19 protein-coding genes are annotated in these 16,239 nt (G+C 36.3%); 16 read left to right on the top strand and 3 right to left on the bottom strand.

The genetic code is table 11. The features are described 5' to 3' along the window. Positions 1–11 precede the first annotated feature (11 nt). Positions 12–1,853, bottom strand: coding sequence for a sodium-extruding oxaloacetate decarboxylase subunit alpha (gene oadA / locus FIT61_RS03350; RefSeq protein WP_139873398.1), 1,842 nt, complete (start codon positions 1,851–1,853; stop codon positions 12–14). A 6-nt stretch (positions 1,854–1,859) separates the two neighbouring features. Next, positions 1,860–3,278 carry an acetyl-CoA carboxylase biotin carboxylase subunit gene (locus FIT61_RS03345; RefSeq protein WP_139883252.1) on the bottom strand — a complete coding sequence of 473 codons (1,419 nt, stop codon included), beginning with the start codon at positions 3,276–3,278 and terminating at the stop codon, positions 1,860–1,862. 110 nt (positions 3,279–3,388) lie between these two features. On the opposite strand from FIT61_RS03345, the gene FIT61_RS03340 reads away from it, so the two are divergent. From FIT61_RS03340 to FIT61_RS03265, 16 genes are all read left to right on the top strand, one after another. Beyond that, positions 3,389–3,880 (top strand): YceD family protein, encoded by a 492-nt coding sequence (locus FIT61_RS03340; protein WP_139883251.1) that lies wholly within the window; start codon positions 3,389–3,391, stop codon positions 3,878–3,880. A 14-nt stretch (positions 3,881–3,894) separates the two neighbouring features. Continuing rightward, positions 3,895–4,074: a 50S ribosomal protein L32 gene (rpmF, locus tag FIT61_RS03335; RefSeq protein WP_028817942.1), complete on the top strand. Its 180-nt coding sequence runs from the start codon at positions 3,895–3,897 to the stop codon at positions 4,072–4,074. Between the two features lie 48 nt (positions 4,075–4,122). Beyond that, the gene (gene plsX, locus FIT61_RS03330) at positions 4,123–5,154 is read left to right on the top strand and encodes a phosphate acyltransferase PlsX (protein ID WP_139883249.1); all 1,032 of its coding nucleotides are present in this window, start codon (positions 4,123–4,125) and stop codon (positions 5,152–5,154) included. Further along, positions 5,151–6,104 (top strand): beta-ketoacyl-ACP synthase III, encoded by a 954-nt coding sequence (locus FIT61_RS03325; RefSeq protein ID WP_139873394.1) that lies wholly within the window; start codon positions 5,151–5,153, stop codon positions 6,102–6,104. The genes plsX and FIT61_RS03325 overlap by 4 nt, the downstream gene beginning before the upstream one ends. Before the next feature lie 36 nt (positions 6,105–6,140). Beyond that, positions 6,141–7,067, top strand: coding sequence for an ACP S-malonyltransferase (gene fabD, locus FIT61_RS03320; RefSeq protein WP_139883247.1), 927 nt, complete (start codon positions 6,141–6,143; stop codon positions 7,065–7,067). 21 nt (positions 7,068–7,088) lie between these two features. Further along, positions 7,089–7,838, top strand: coding sequence for a 3-oxoacyl-ACP reductase FabG (gene fabG / locus FIT61_RS03315; protein ID WP_139883246.1), 750 nt, complete (start codon positions 7,089–7,091; stop codon positions 7,836–7,838). A gap of 95 nt (positions 7,839–7,933) precedes the next feature. After that, positions 7,934–8,170 carry an acyl carrier protein gene (acpP, locus tag FIT61_RS03310; protein ID WP_028817778.1) on the top strand — a complete coding sequence of 79 codons (237 nt, stop codon included), beginning with the start codon at positions 7,934–7,936 and terminating at the stop codon, positions 8,168–8,170. A gap of 51 nt (positions 8,171–8,221) precedes the next feature. Continuing rightward, complete coding sequence (gene fabF / locus FIT61_RS03305) at positions 8,222–9,454, top strand: beta-ketoacyl-ACP synthase II (RefSeq protein WP_139873391.1); 1,233 nt, start codon at positions 8,222–8,224, stop codon at positions 9,452–9,454. Positions 9,455–9,517: 63 nt separating this feature from the next. Beyond that, positions 9,518–10,333: an aminodeoxychorismate lyase gene (pabC, locus tag FIT61_RS03300; protein WP_187351768.1), complete on the top strand. Its 816-nt coding sequence runs from the start codon at positions 9,518–9,520 to the stop codon at positions 10,331–10,333. Further along, the gene (gene mltG / locus FIT61_RS03295) at positions 10,330–11,310 is read left to right on the top strand and encodes an endolytic transglycosylase MltG (RefSeq protein ID WP_139883244.1); all 981 of its coding nucleotides are present in this window, start codon (positions 10,330–10,332) and stop codon (positions 11,308–11,310) included. Before pabC ends, mltG begins: the two co-directional genes overlap by 4 nt. Continuing rightward, complete coding sequence (gene tmk, locus FIT61_RS03290) at positions 11,307–11,921, top strand: dTMP kinase (RefSeq protein WP_187351767.1); 615 nt, start codon at positions 11,307–11,309, stop codon at positions 11,919–11,921. The genes mltG and tmk overlap by 4 nt, the downstream gene beginning before the upstream one ends. Then, on the top strand, positions 11,918–12,910 hold the full coding sequence (locus tag FIT61_RS03285) for a DNA polymerase III subunit delta' (protein ID WP_139883242.1): 993 nt from the start codon (positions 11,918–11,920) through the stop codon (positions 12,908–12,910). The genes tmk and FIT61_RS03285 overlap by 4 nt, the downstream gene beginning before the upstream one ends. Further along, complete coding sequence (locus FIT61_RS03280) at positions 12,907–13,689, top strand: TatD family hydrolase (protein ID WP_139883240.1); 783 nt, start codon at positions 12,907–12,909, stop codon at positions 13,687–13,689. Before FIT61_RS03285 ends, FIT61_RS03280 begins: the two co-directional genes overlap by 4 nt. Next, entirely contained in the window at positions 13,671–14,444 is a 774-nt protein-coding gene (locus FIT61_RS03275; RefSeq protein WP_139883239.1) for an MBL fold metallo-hydrolase, read from the top strand. Before FIT61_RS03280 ends, FIT61_RS03275 begins: the two co-directional genes overlap by 19 nt. 8 nt (positions 14,445–14,452) lie before the next feature. Further along, positions 14,453–14,824: a hypothetical protein gene (locus FIT61_RS03270; protein ID WP_244925218.1), complete on the top strand. Its 372-nt coding sequence runs from the start codon at positions 14,453–14,455 to the stop codon at positions 14,822–14,824. Between the two features lie 5 nt (positions 14,825–14,829). Continuing rightward, a complete protein-coding gene (locus tag FIT61_RS03265) occupies positions 14,830–15,078 on the top strand; it encodes a hypothetical protein (RefSeq protein WP_139883237.1) in 249 nt (82 codons plus the stop codon). A gap of 294 nt (positions 15,079–15,372) precedes the next feature. Here FIT61_RS03265 and FIT61_RS03260 read toward each other — a convergent pair whose 3' ends face one another. Further along, positions 15,373–16,233, bottom strand: a complete 861-nt coding sequence (locus tag FIT61_RS03260) for a tetratricopeptide repeat protein (protein ID WP_139883235.1) — start codon at positions 16,231–16,233, stop codon at positions 15,373–15,375. Positions 16,234–16,239 lie beyond the last annotated feature (6 nt).

Raw genomic sequence — 16,239 nt, 5'->3', positions numbered from 1 at the left:
CATCGTTTTCTTTAAGATTCAGGCTGAATTTCTAGTAACGTTTCGTCTGGTGATACAGATTCACCTTTTGCAACATGGATTGCAACTACAATGCCTGAAGTAGGGGATTGAATTTCATTTTCCATTTTCATGGCTTCAATAACAATTACACTATCTCCGGCTTCAACTCTGTCACCAATTTTAACTTTTACATCAATAATTGTACCTGGCATAGCTGTTGTGATACATCCTTCATGATTTGGTCTAGGCCTTACTGTTTTGGAATTTTCTTGAGTTTGTTTTTTTGAGGATTTTTTTCCGTTAGTCACTTCGACCTCATTTAAAGTCTCTACTAAGACTTCTTCAGAAATCCCATCTACTGAAACATAAAATGGCCTTCTTGCTTCTCCCGTATAGCCTGATCCTGTTAATTTAATATTAAATGTTTCACCATGAAGTGTGACGTTGAATTCACTTGGAGCAAATTTTTCAGCAGATGAAAATACACTATCTTTCGGAAGAAGTGGCTCAGGCTTAATGCTTCCTGCATTTCTTTCCTGTAAAAATATTTTGGCAACATCAGGGAACATGGCATACGTTAAAACATCATCATCAGATTTTATAATTTGCTCTGCTTCAATTTTAAGTTTTGGAAGTTCAGGCTCCAAAAGGTCAGCAGGTCTGCATGTTAGTGGTTTTTTTTCACCAATTGCCATTACTTGAATTTTTTGGTTAACTTTGCCAGGGGCTTTTCCATATTCACCCATTAAATAACTTTTTGTTTCATTTGTGATTGATTTATATCGGGTACCCGTTAACACATTTAATACTGCTTGAGTCCCTACAATTTGTGAAGTCGGAGTAACAAGCGGAGGGTAACCTAAGTCTTCACGAACTTTTGGAATTTCAAGAAGCACTTCATTCATACGATCTAATGCACCTTGTTCTTTGAGCTGGTTAGATAAATTTGAAATCATACCTCCAGGCACTTGATTACTTAAAACACGGGTGTCCACACCTGTGTAATCAGATTCAAATTGCCAATATTTTTTTCTTACAACTTTTAAATGCTCACTAATTTCCTCAACTTTTTTAATATCAATATCAGTTTTATAACCTAAGTCTTCTAGGGCGGCAATTATTGATTCTGTTGATGGATGACTCGCGCCTTCAGCAAAACTAGAATTACATGTATCTATGATGTCTACACCATTCTGCACCGCGGTTATAAGATTAATACTTGCAAGCCCTGACATTGCATGTGAATGAATATGAATCGGTAATGACACTGATTTTTTTAAAGATGTCACAAGATTTTTTGTTGCTGAAGGTGTTAAGAGGCCTGCCATATCTTTAATAGCAATAGTATCGCACCCATAACTTTCCATTTCTTTTGCAAGATTCACGAAATAAGGGATGTCATGAACGGGACTTGTGGTGTAGCTTAAAGTACCTTCTGCATGTTTTTTATATTTTTTTACTGATTTAATTGATGTTGTAAGATTCCTTACATCGTTCATTGCATCAAAAATTCTAAATACATCGACGCCATTATTTGCGGATTGCTTTACAAAAGCATCAACAACATCATCTGAATAATGACGATATCCCAGAAGATTCTGCCCTCGAAGAAGCATTTGTATGCGAGAGTTTGGGAGCGCCTTTCTCAAAAGCTTTAAACGCTCCCAAGGATCCTCTTTTAAAAATCTGACACATGCATCAAATGTAGCTCCGCCCCATGCCTCGATTGACCAAAAGCCAAGAGCATCTAATTGAGGGCATATTGGAAGCATATCTTCGGTGCGAAGTCTTGTTGCAATTTGACATTGATGCCCATCTCTTAAAACTAATTCGGTAATATGTATTTTCTTCATAGCTCTCTAAATGCCTTCATGTGCTGCAATAGCTGCAGATATGGCTGCAGCCATTAATTCAGGTGGAAATTGACTTTGATAGTTTATAAGTTCTGGGTGATCATCCACAAAACTCGTATTAAAGCTTGCTTCTTTAAATTGTTTATTGTTCATAATTTCTAAATAATAAGGGATTGTTGTTTTAACTCCAAATACAACAATGTCATTGAGTGCTCTTTTACCTCGCTGAATAACGCTTTCCCAGTTTAGCGCCCATACAGTGAGCTTTGCACACATTGAGTCATAATAGGGAGGGATAACATACCCTGTGTATATCGATGCATCAATGCGAACACCAGGACCTCCCGGCGCATAATAACGTGTAATTTTTCCAAAAGAAGGCATGAAGTCATACTTGGGATCTTCAGCGTTAATTCGATATTCGATTGCAAAACCTCTAAATTGAATTTCGTCTTGTTTGTATTGTAAAGACAGTCCAAAAGCAATTCTGATTTGTTCTTGAACGATATCAATGCCCGTAATAGATTCAGTAATTGTATGTTCAACCTGAAGACGCGTATTCATTTCCATAAAATAAAAATTATTCTCATTGTCTAAGAGAAATTCAACAGTGCCAGCATTTTCATAATTAACAGCCTTAGCTGCTTTCACAGCAAGCTCTCCTACGTAGTTTCTTTGAGCGTTAGTTAATTGTGGTGAGGGAGCTATCTCTATGAGTTTTTGATTTCGTCTTTGAATGGAGCAATCACGTTCAAAGAGATGTACTACATTGCCATAGTTATCTGCCAGAATTTGAACTTCAATATGTTTAGGCGATACGATACATTTTTCGATAAAAACTTCAGGCTTACCAAAAGCTTTGGTTGCTTCTGAAATGACACGGTCATAATTGGTAATAAGCTCTTTTTCATTATTGCATCGTCGAATACCGCGACCGCCACCCCCATTGGTAGCTTTAAGCATAATAGGATAGCCTATAGATGAAGCAAGCTTTTTAGCTTCGTCAAGACTCTCGATATTACCTTCGCTACCGGGAATAACCGGGATTGAGGACGCAATCATAGCCGTTCGAGCTTGAATCTTATCTCCCATTTGACGAATAATTTCAGCGTCAGGACCAATGAATTTAATGTCACGTCTCGCGCATATCTCAGCTAATTCAGGATTTTCAGACAAAAAACCGTATCCTGGATGGATGGCATCACATCCTGAAGTAACGGCGATATTAACAATGTTGTGAGCATTTAAATAGCCAGCAAGAGGGTCGGCGCCAACATTGTAAGATTCATCGGCCTTTTTGACATGAAGCGCATGGCGATCTGCATCTGAGTATATAGCTACCGAAGTAATGCCAAGCTCAGAACAGGCACGAATAATCCTTACCGCTATCTCGCCACGGTTCGCTATAAGTATTTTTTTGAACAAAGAAAAGCCTTAAGTTTTCAGCGAAAATCGCCAAATTAGGGTTAATTTAAGAAAATTATAGCATGTCATTTCTTATATAATAATGATGTCTTTTAACCCTAAATCTATTGATGGAACAGCATATAGACAATATTGATTTTTCAAGAAAATCGAGAGAAATTCGTGATATAATTCGCCTCTCTGATTTTAAGCGATTGCAAGATTTATGCTTAAATCTCGAAGATTCAGTTGCTTTTGTTTTAAGAGGCTTCGAAAATAAACATAAAGAGCCTTGTTTAGAGCTATTCATTGAAGGTAAATTGGATTTAATTTGCCAAAGATGTTCAGAAAAATTAGAGCATACGATTTTTTTAAAGTCAGGATTTTTAATTAAAGAAGAAACGCAACTCACTGGTTTTCAGGTTGATGACCATGCGGATTACGATTTAATTGAAGGTAGTGCAAAAATGGATGTTTTAAGTCTTATTGAAGATGAAATCATACTTTCTTTGCCGGTAGCACCAAAACATGAAAATGATAAGTGCCACTATAAAAAAACTGATGAAATGTTAGATCGCATTCATCCGTTTGCTGATTTAAAACAAAAATTATATAAAAATTAAATTTAGGAGTTGCTATGGCTGTTCAGCAAAATAAAAAATCACCATCAAAACGTGGAATGCATCGTTCTCACGATTTTTTATCTAATCCACCACTTGCTGTAGAACCTACTACTGGCGAAGTTCATTTGCGTCATCACGTAAGCCCAACAGGCTATTATCGAGGCAAAAAAGTTATTCAGAATAAATCAGAATAATTATTCTGATTTATTTCTTTCATTACTCTTAAAGCATTAAGAGAATCAATGACAATCACCCTAGCAGTCGACGCAATGGGCGGGGATCATGGTCCCAAAATCACCGTTCCGGCTTCCATTAATGCGTTAACAAGATATGACCAACTTCATATTATTTTAGTTGGCGATAAAGAGCTCATTGAAAAAGAGCTTCAAAAGAATAAGTACACCAACCCACGCCTGTCTATACAACATACAAGTGAAGTCGTGGAAATGGATGAATCTCCTCAAAGCGCTTTGAAAAATAAAAAAGACTCCTCCATGCGTGTCGCCATTAATTTAATCAAGGAAGAGAAGGCACAAGCCTGTGTAAGCGCTGGTAATACCGGCGCACTTATGGCAACAGCTCGCTATGTGTTAAAAATGTTACCAGGTATTGATAGGCCTGCTATTGCATCAAGTTTACCCAGTCAAAAAGGTACAACTTATATGTTAGATCTTGGTGCCAATACAGACTGCACAGCGGAACATTTATTGCAATTCGCAGTAATGGGCGCCATGCTAGTAAGTTCGGTGACCGGCAATCCTAATCCTTCTGTAGGACTCTTGAATATTGGCTCAGAAGACATTAAAGGCAATGAAATTGTTAAGGAAGCTAGTGAGTTACTTCGCCGAAGTCATCTTAATTTCTATGGTAATGTTGAAGGCAATGATATTTTTAAAGGCACAACTGATGTCGTTGTATGTGATGGATTTGTAGGTAATGTGGCTCTTAAAACAGCTGAAGGAATTGCCCAATTAATGGGTCGATTTTTAACGCAAGAATTTAAACGCAATTGGATTACAAAAGTTATGGCATTCGTTTCTTTGCTTGTTCTTAATCGATTCAAAAAAAGACTCGATCCTAGAAGATACAACGGAGCTAGTTTCCTAGGTCTCAGGGGTATTGTGGTTAAAAGTCATGGTAGCGCAGATAGTTATTCATTCTTTTTTGCAATTCAGACAGCTATTGAAGAGTCAAAAAATAATGTTTTAGAAAAAATACAAAAACAACTTGAGTTAGAAATCCCTTTAGATACTTCGTCATCAGAAAATATATGATTTATTCAAAAATTACAGGGACAGGAAGTTATCTCCCTGAAAAAATACTAAGCAATCACGATCTTGAAAAAATGTTTGAGACGACTGATGAGTGGATTACGACAAGAACAGGTATTAAAGAAAGGCACATCGTATCTGCACATCAATATACAAGTGATTTAGCAGTAGAAGCATCTAAGCTCGCAATCAATGCTGCGGGTATTGACGCAAATAAAATTGATCTTATCATCGTAGCAACTACTACGCCTGATAAAACATTTCCGAGTACAGCCTGCATTGTCCAGACAAAACTTGGCTTATCTTTGTGCCCAGCATTTGATATTCAAGCGGTATGCAGCGGTTTTGTTTATGCGCTTTCTGTTGCAGATAATTTTATTAAAACAGGCGCTGCAAAATGCGTTTTAGTCATTGGCGCTGACACTATGTCACGCATTACAGATTATTCTGACCGAAGCAACGCTATTCTCTGGGGTGATGGTGGGGGCGCTATTATTCTTGAATCATCAAATCAACCAGGAATTTTGTCTACCCATATTCATGCAGATGGTGCATATGAAAAACTACTTCATGTACCAAGCGGGGTATCTCATCAAAAAGGAAAGGCTACAATTGAAATGCAAGGGAATCAAGTATTTAAAATCGCTGTGAATACATTAGATTCTATTGTTGATGAGACCCTAGAAATGAATCAGTTAGAAAAATCAGATATTGACTGGCTTGTGCCTCATCAAGCCAATATTCGAATTTTAGAAGCCACCGCAAAAAAATTAAATATGAGTATGGATCGAGTCATTGTTACCATCGACAGGCATGGCAACACTTCTGCTGCATCAATTCCTTTGGCACTAGATACCGCCATTCGAGAACATAAAATCAAAAGAGGCGAAACACTTTTGATGGAAGCTTTCGGTGGTGGATTCACCTGGGGTTCAGCTTTAATTAAATATTAAAAATCATATATTTAATAAATATATATAAAGTAAATTATGAATAAATTCTCCTTTATTTTTCCTGGTCAAGGCTCTCAATCAGTCGGCATGATGGCAGATTTTAATGATCATCCTTTGATTCGCTCTGTTTTCAATGAGGCTTCCGAAGTTCTCAATATTGATTTTTGGAAAATGGCTGCTGAGCCTAATGAAGAAATTAATCAAACAATTCATACCCAACCAATACTTCTTGCAGCAGGCGTTGCAACCTGGCGTCTCTGGCAGTCTAGAACGGACAAACGTCCTGATTATTTTGCGGGACATAGCCTCGGTGAATATTCAGCGCTCGTCGCATCTGAAGCAATTGAATTCAAAGACGCTTTAAAGCTTGTTAAATATAGAGCAGAAGTGATGCAAAAAGCCGTTCCTGATGGGGTAGGTGCTATGGCTGCAATTCTTGGGATGAGTGACGAAGAAGTCGTAAATGCATGTAAAGAAGCTCAAGAAAATGATGTGGTTGAGGCAGTAAATTTTAATTCACCAGGGCAGGTGGTCATTGCAGGTAATGTATTAGCAGTTGAACGAGCTATTGAAGTTGCAAAAGCAAAAGGTGCTAAGCGAGCTATTCTTCTTCCTGTAAGTGTTCCTTCGCACTGTTCTCTTATGCAAAAAGCATCTAGCGAATTAAGGGAATATTTAAATAATATTACAATTAAAAAACCCACCATTACCGTTATTCATAATGTAGATGTAATGGGGCATGATGATGCAAACGAAATTAAGGATGCCCTCTCAAAACAACTCTGTCATCCGGTAAGATGGGTTGAAACTATAGAAAAGATCGCATTAAATAAAATTGGTTATATTGCTGAATGCGGCCCAGGCAAAGTACTCACAGGACTTACGAAGCGTATCTCAGCTGAATTAAAATGCATTGCCCTTGTGAATGAAACTGCTCTAGATGAATTTAAAACATTTATATAGTAAAACTATTTAGGAAAAATTATGTTTAATAATCTCGAAAATCAAGTTGCTCTTGTCACAGGTGCTAGTCGTGGTATCGGACAATCAATTGCATTAAGCTTAGGCAAACAAAAAGCTTTTGTGATTGGAACTGCAACGACAGAAGATGGCGCACAAAAAATTTCAACTTTTCTCAAAGAACAAAATATTGCAGGCAAAGGTATTAAATTAGATGTTAATGATAATGAAGCTATTCTTCAAACAATAGATGATATTACCAAAGAACATGGCGACATTTCAATACTTGTTAATAATGCTGGCATTACAAAAGATATGTTGTTCATGCGCATGAAAGAAGAAGAGTGGGATGATGTCATTTCAACTAATTTAAAATCTATTTTTCGAATGAGTCAGGCGCTCATTCGAAGCATGATGAAAAGTCGCTACGGTAGGATTATTAATATCACTTCTGTAGTAGGTCATATGGGCAATGCAGGCCAAACAAATTATGCCGCTGCTAAAGCCGGCGTTACAGGTTTTACAAAGTCATTAGCAAAAGAAATCGGTAGTCGAGGTATTACAGTGAATTGTGTAGCGCCCGGATTTATTGATACTGATATGACCAAAGGATTGTCAGAAGAACATAAAAAACAGCTTCTAGATCATGTTCCATTAGGTCGTTTAGGAAGTCCTGAGGATATTGGTGCTGCCGTATGCTTTTTAGCTTCAAAAGAAGCGTCTTATATCACAGGTGAGACTCTTCATGTCAATGGTGGAATGTTAATGATTTAAGTTATTTTTTTAACTTTATTACAAAATTCTTAACAAGATTTGTTAAAATAATGTATGGCTTCTGTGCCATTTCTTAAATAAAAGGGGTATTTTAGATGTCTGACATCGAACAACGTGTAAAAAAAATTGTTGCAGAACAACTCGGCACCAAAGAAGCTGATGTAAAAAATACATCATCATTTGTAGATGATTTAGGCGCTGATTCACTTGATACAGTTGAGCTCGTAATGGCGTTAGAAGAAGAGTTTGATTGTGAAATTCCTGACGAAGAAGCTGAAAAGATTACTACAGTTCAGCAAGCTGTTGATTACATCAACAAAAATTTAAAATAATTCAAATGTTGCCTAACCTTTTCTAGATTTTGAAAGGGTTGGGTTAAATCCATGTCGAAGAGAAGAGTTGTAGTCACCGGCTTAGGTTTGATTACCCCCGTAGGTATAGGGGTAAAAGAATCTTGGGCTAATATCATTAACGGCCAATCTGGTATAGGTAAAATTACCAAATTTGACTGCTCAACCTTTCCCTCTCAAATAGCAGGTGAAGTCAAAAATTTCGACCCACTTGCATACATTCCACCTAAAGATGCGCGCCGTATGGATACTTTCATTCAATTCGGTATTGCAGCAGGTATTGAAGCGTTTAAAGATTCTGGTATTGAAATTAATGATAACAATAGCGAGCGCATTGGTGTGTCTGTTGGTTCAGGTATTGGCGGAATTAATTTAATTGAATCTACAAGCGATGTGTTTGATGAGGGTGGCGTTCGTAAAGTTTCGCCATTTTTTATTCCAGGCACAATTATCAATATGATATCTGGCAATCTTTCTATTATGCTTAATTTGAAAGGCCCTAATGTTTCAATTGTCACTGCATGTACAACAGGCACCCATTCAATTGGTGATGCGGCGCGAATGATTGAATATGGCGATGCTGACGTAATGTTGGCGGGAGGGTCAGAAGCAGCTATTACTGAATTATCAGTGGCTGGATTTTCTGCAGCAAAAGCACTTTCATCACGTAATGACGATCCAAAAACGGCAAGCCGTCCTTGGGATAAAGACCGCGATGGTTTTGTTATTGGTGAAGGCGCTGGCGTTATGGTGCTTGAGGAATACGAACATGCAAAACAAAGGGGCGCCAAAATTTATGCAGAGCTTTCAGGTTATGGCATGAGTGCAGACGCTTATCATATTACCGCTCCCAACATGGATGGGCCGAGACGTTCTATTGTCAATGCATTAAAAAATGCAAATGTTAATACAGATAATGTGCAGTATATTAATGCGCATGGCACATCAACACCTCTTGGTGATCTTAATGAAACTAATGCCATTAAAGCTACATTCGGAGACTTCGCTAATAAACTCGTTGTGAATTCTACAAAATCAATGACAGGACATTTATTAGGTGGGGCAGGCGGCATCGAATCTGTTTTTACGGTATTGGCTATTTATAATCAAATTTCCCCACCAACAATTAATATTTTTAACCAAGACCCCGAATGCGATCTTGATTATTGTGCCAATGAAGCAAGATCAATGAAAATTGATGTTGCACTCAAAAATAACTTCGGTTTTGGCGGCACCAACGGAAGCCTTGTGTTTAAAAAAATATAGGTTCTTACAAATGGGTTTAATCTAAAATGAACTCATTAATTACTTCATAATCGGCTGTATAACTTGTCAAAACAATTCCTCATTAATGGCACATTCCAGAAGATCAGTCCTTTTGATCGCGCATTTCAATATGGCGATGGAATTTTTAGAACCTTTGTTGTAGAAAATAAAAAAGTGCTTCATTGGAAACATCACTACAAAAAAATAGTAGAAGACTGTCTTGCGTTAAAAATTACCCCTCCAAAAGAAAAAGATTTACTAACTGATATTAATACTTTATTTAAGTCTAAGAAAAAGTCAGTGGGAAAATTTATTATTTCTAGAGGTAATAGTGAGCGAGGCTATAAATTTAGTGAGGATATTGTGCATAATCGTTTTTTAATTAAAACTAAAATGCCAATTTACCCCAAAGAATATTTTAACCTTGGCGTTAATCTCTGCGTATGCAAGCAAAAGCTTAATCCTTCTATTCTTTCAGGCGTTAAACATCTCAATCGATTAGAAAACATTATGGCAAGACAAGAGTGGAAGGGTGACCATTATGCTGATGGCATTCTTCTTGATCAGAATGGCTATGTGATCGAATGCATATCCAGCAATATCTTTATGCGCATTGGAAACACTATTTACACGCCAAAGATAAGCCAAGTAGGCATTAAGGGAGTTACAAGGGAATTGATTATTAAAATCTCAATGAAATTAGGTTTTAAAATTAAAGAGACGACATTTAAGTTAAATAAACTTTTAGAGAGTGATGAGGTCTTCATAACAAACAGTTTATTTGGTGTTTTACAAGTTAAAGAAATTAAAAATAAGCTTTGGCAGCATCAAGAATTAGCTTCACTATTTAACCAGTCACTTGAGAATTTTAATACATGAAAAAATGGCTTATTCGGTTAATAATTCTTTTTATTCCCATCCTAGTTTGGATCGTTCATTTTCTAATAACGCCACTTCGCATCAATAAATCAGATTTGTCTATAGAAATCGAACCTGGCTGCAGTCTAAAAACGATTGCTTTTCAGCTCGTTGATGAAAAAATTCTTAATGAACCTTGGAGATTCATCATCCTTACCAAAGCTTTGGGGCAGTCAAGAAAACTAAGGCCTGGCAACTATAATCTTAATCCAAATATTACACCTTACCAATTATTGAAATCTTTTGTCGATGGGCGCGCCACTGAAGGCTCTATTACTTTTATAGAAGGACAAGACCTTCATTCGATGTTAGAAAAAATAAAAGCGAACGATAGTATCAAAAAAACAATGAAACCATACGATACAAAAGCTATTGCTATTGCAGTTGGAATTCCATATGAGTCAGCTGAAGGGCAATTCTTTCCTGACACTTATTATTTCAGTAGAAATACTACCGACATTGAAATTCTAAAAAGAGCTTATAAGGCGATGCAAAAAAAATTAAATTATGAATGGGCTCATCGATCAGAAGAGGCCCCTTACAAAAATAGCTATGAAGCTCTCACAATGGCTTCTATTATTGAAAAAGAAACAGGCAAGTCAATAGAAGCGAATCTTATCTCTGGAGTATTTATACATCGATTAAGTATTAATATGAAATTACAGAGCGATCCTACAGTAATATATGGACTCGGTAAAAAGTTTACTGGAGATATTACAAAAAAGGATTTGATTACGGACACACCTTACAATACATATACAAGAGAGGGATTGCCTCCAGGCCCTATAACAATGCCAGGGTTAATTTCTATTCGAGCTGCTCTTCACCCCACAAAAACAGATACTCTTTATTTTGTGGGCAAAGGTGATGGTACACATTACTTTTCTGCCAATTTAAATGAACATAATAACGCTGTCAGAAAGTATCAGATTAAATGATAAACAAAGGTAAATTTATTACATTTGAAGGCGTGGATGGTGCAGGGAAAAGTTCGCATATTGACGAAGTTATATCTTTTCTCGAATTACAAAAAATTGACGTTATAAGAACAAGAGAGCCTGGAGGAACAAAACTTGGAGAAAAATTAAGAGAATTGCTTCTTCATGATGAGATGGACCCTGAAACAGAAACACTTCTTATGTTTGCAGCTAGAAAGCAACATATCGCAGAAATTATCAAGCCAGCACTTGATAAGGGTGTATTTGTAGTATCTGATCGTTTTACTGATGCTACCTATGCTTATCAATATGGTGGCAAACAAGTATCTTACGCTAAAATTGAAGTGCTTGAATCGTGGGTGCATCCAGAACTCAAGGCTGATCTTACTTTGTTATTTGATTTACCTGTTGAAATAAGTATTGAACGTTTAAAGAAAAATAGATCTCCCGATAAGTTTGAAAAAGAAGATGAATCTTTTTTTAATCGTCTTAGAAATGTATACCTAGACCTCGCGAGACAAAACCCTAAACGTTATAAGATTATTAATGCAAATCAAGCTATTGAATCTGTAGCTCAAGATGTCATTAAGGCAATTAAGACTATTTTATGATGAACTCTATTTATCCTTGGTTTAAAGATGCTTGGATTGCTATTCATGAAAATGAAAAGCTTCCTCACGCTTTAATTCTAAAAGGCAAAGAAGGCATTGGAAAATATGATTTTGCAATGAAATTTACAAAATCATATTTATGTCAAAACCCTCTTGCTAATCATTTTCCTTGCGAGGTATGTTCAAGTTGCCAGTGGTTTCCTGAGTCACATCCTGATTTCAAACATATCGCCCCTATTGAAAGTGAGGATGATGAGTCATCAAAAAGAAAAACTATTCGTAAAAAAAATATTGTAATTGATCAAATTCGAGAGCTCTCAGAATATTTAGAACTTTCAGCTCATCAAGTAAGCGGTAAACGTGTTGTTTTGATTCAACCAGCAGACTCCCTTAATCAGGCAGCATCTAATGCGCTGCTTAAAATTTTAGAGGAGCCACCAGAAAATACTCTATTCATTCTTTTATCAAGCCAAATACAAAAACTAATTGCTACTATCCGAAGTCGTTGCCAATTATTAGACCTTCGAGGCCCATCATTAGATGAGGCCAATTTGTTTTTGATTGATCAAAATATAGTCCTTGAGGAAAGTTTGCTCTCATTTACTGGTGGCTCACCATTTAATGCTATCAAAGAATTAGAAAATAAATCGGAGCGCGAGGTTGTTACCCAATTATTATCTCAAGGCCATAATATCGATATCACTAAAGTTAATTATGCAATTCTGACTCAAGGGCTTGATTGGACATTAAATATGATTCAAAAATGGGCTTTTGATTTATTGCTAAGCTTCCATACGCAACAGAGTTATTATTTTACAAATGAAGAGAAGCTCATTCACTCTCAAGCAAAACAAATTAATCTTAATACCTTGCTTTTATTTACAAACGAATTAAATGAATTAAAAAAAATTGCATCACATCCAGTTAATCAGGAGCTTCAACTGCAAAATATTTTTATTAAATACAAACAAATTTTTGAGCCATCATGACAAGCTTTGTAGATTCTCATTGCCACATTAATTTTCCAGAGCTATATCAAAATATAGATTCTATTCTTTCCAAGATGTCATCTAATAAAGTTACCCATGCCTTATGTGTGAGCGTTACTTTGGATAAATTACCCGACATTTTTAAGATTGCAAATACATATCCACATATTTTTGCATCTGTTGGCGTTCATCCGGATTGCGAAGATATTGAAGAACCTTCTGTGGATGAGTTATGTCGCTTTACTAAAGAGAAAAAGGTTGTAGCTATTGGCGAAACCGGACTAGATTATTTTAGAGTGCTAGGCGATCTTTCATGGCAAAGGGATCGTTTTAGAACACATATTAAAGCTGCTATTCAATCAAATTTACCTCTTATTATTCATACACGAAATGCAGCAGAGGATACTTTAAAAATTATGCGAGAGGAGGGCGCAAATCATGTAGGTGGTGTAATGCACTGCTTTACAGAATCCCTTGATGTAGCTTTCGAGGCTATTAAACTTAATTTCTATATTTCATTCTCAGGCATTGTAACATTTAAAAATGCAACAGATCTTAAAGAAGTTGTGAAAGCTATTCCACTTGATCGGATTCTTATTGAGACTGACTCCCCATATCTGGCGCCTGTGCCTTATCGAGGTAAAATAAATGATCCATCCAATGTGATTCATGTGGCAGAGGAAATTGCAAAACTAAAAAATATTCCAGTGGAAGAGGTTGGTGAAGCAACCACACAAAATTTCTTTAAGCTTTTTTCAAAATGCCGTCCTTCGAATTAACCATTCTTGGCAGTGGATCAAGCGCGGGCACCCCTGTTGTTGGATGCAATTGTGAAACTTGCTTATCTGTCAATCCGAAAAATAAGCGAACACGTTGCTCATCCCTTATTAAATTAAAATCAGGCGAGCATATTCTTATTGATACCAGCCCTGATTTACGTTTTCAATCTCTAAGAGAATCAATTCCAAGAGTTGATGCTGTGCTTTATACACATACTCACGCAGATCATCTTCATGGCATAGATGATTTAAGAGCTTTTTGTCAGTTACACAAAATGCAAATACCTATTTACGGAAAAAAAGAGTCGCTTGAACATATTGCATTAAAATTTGGCTATGCTTTGAACGAACCTAAAGGGTTTTGGGAAATGCCTGTTTTAAAAGCAATGCCGGTCAATGATCCATTTCAGCTTTTTGGCGAACTTGTAACGCCAATTCCTGTTGCCCATGGAAGATCAGAAATCTATGGCTATCGCATTGGAAATTTAGCTTATCTCACTGACGTATCCGATATTCCTGAAAACTCACTGAAACTTTTGGAATGTTTAGACATCCTACTCTTGGATTGTTTACGCATTAAAGAGCATCATACACATATCAATCTTGAGCAAAGTTTAATTTTCGCTAATCGAATAAAAGCAAAGAAAACATATTTGATTCATATGACACATGATTTAGAATATGAAGCATTAAAAAAAGAATTACCTGGCCATATCGATGTTGGATATGACGGGCTTAAAATCATCATCAATTAAAGGTTAATATGTCTACATTATTAAAAAAAATATTATTTATATTCATAGCATTAGGAATTTCTTTTCATGTATTAGCTGAAGGAAAAAAACTATATACAGAGAATGAGTTTTTAGATACTTTCGGGGCTAAATCAAAAGAAAGAGTTCTTCAAGTTTTGGGTGAGCCAGAAAGAAAAGAAATGTCAGTGAAACCTACTAATGCAAGTTCAGTAATTGGAAGGCCCGCAGTAGATAAGTCGAATCCTAATAAACGAGTCAATATTGAGATGTGGTATTACGCGAACCTTGTAAAATCTGATGAAAAAAATACCTGGAAACAGACTGAATTAACAATCATGGATGGTAAAGTCTATAACATAGGCTTCTTTAATAGCCGTTAGGCGCTATGAGTGGCTCATCACACAAGGAGCTACTTAATCGAGCGATTGCATTCGCTATTAACGATGCGTGGGATGCCTCTCACAAAATCGTTCAGGACTTACATTCTAGCCAAGCTTATTGGATTCATGCCGTACTTCATAAGATCGAAGGTGATGAGTCCAATAGCCGTTATTGGTATGAAAGGGCACAACAATCTTTCGAAGCATATAACGACCCCATACAAGAACTTATCAACATACAAGATAACTTATAGAAAGCCCTTATGGACAATCAGGACGCCGTGGAAGTTACTTGTACCGACAATGGTAAAAAAGTAATTGGATACATTCTGAATTATAGGGCAAAGGATCAATTAGAAATTTCCTTAAATACGGTCAAAGTTCGAATGCAGTATAAATCTGGAATTTTTGTAGGTTCTATGGCGGGGATGGAGTTTGTCGTCCAGGAAGATACATTGCCTCGGCAGTTTAAAGACTTTCAGAGATAGGTTTAAGTGTTAATAACTTCGTATAATGTATATTATGTAAAATAGTATATACACTTTAAATTAAATGGCTTTGAAAAGCGCTTTTAGGTCCTCCGCCCCTATATCATTAGCAATCTTATTCGCTTCATCAAATTTTGATTTACTAAGTTCGTGATTAGATTTTTTTTTGTAATATTTACTTTCCGCATATAAAGCTTTAGCGAGGTAATATATTCCCCCATTCTCTCGAGCAAGCTTTTCAAATTTTAAAAGTGTTCTTTCAGCAGGAATAAGATCATTAACTTCAAGGTAGTACAAAGCGAGATTAATACCAGAGTCTGCATATTCACCAAGTAAACCTGTTCGCTCAAAAGCTAAATTCGCTTTTAACTCGTACTCTATAGCTTTGGTGAAATTTCCCATGGAAGCATAAGCAAAAGCAACTCGATCCAAATTAAAAGCACGCTCATCATCATTTGCAGCTAGTCCGTAGGCATCAAGAAATGATTTTGCTGCTTCCTCATGTTTAGCGAGAAGTAATAAAATTTCTCCTATTTCAACTAAGTTAAGGCGCTTGAATGCTTTATTAATATCAGTACGCGAAATGGAATTTTTAAAATACAAAAGAGCTTCATCTAATTTGTTGGCTTCTTTTAAAGATACCCCTGCGAGTAAATCAGCCATAGAATGATCAATATCATTTTTTGCTAATTTACTAGCTAACCTAAAATCATTTAAAGCCTCGTCGTAATGATAAAGCTTTAAATGAGCTTGTCCGTGGCAAAAGGCAGCTTTATATTCGGCTTTCTTTGTTTTTAATGCTTCTTCATACTTGTTGTCGCTTAATAGTTCATCACAGGACCTATTTATTTCTTTGGAAAAGATATTGTTTGAGAAAAAGATACTAAAAATTATTAGTAAAAATTGTGTTTTAAATTTCATAAGTTT

This window comes from Candidatus Methylopumilus rimovensis (genome assembly GCF_006364615.1).
In the GTDB taxonomy this organism is placed as follows: Bacteria; Pseudomonadota; Gammaproteobacteria; order Burkholderiales; family Methylophilaceae; genus Methylopumilus; species Methylopumilus rimovensis.
This window is presented reverse-complemented; position numbering and strand designations above follow the sequence as displayed.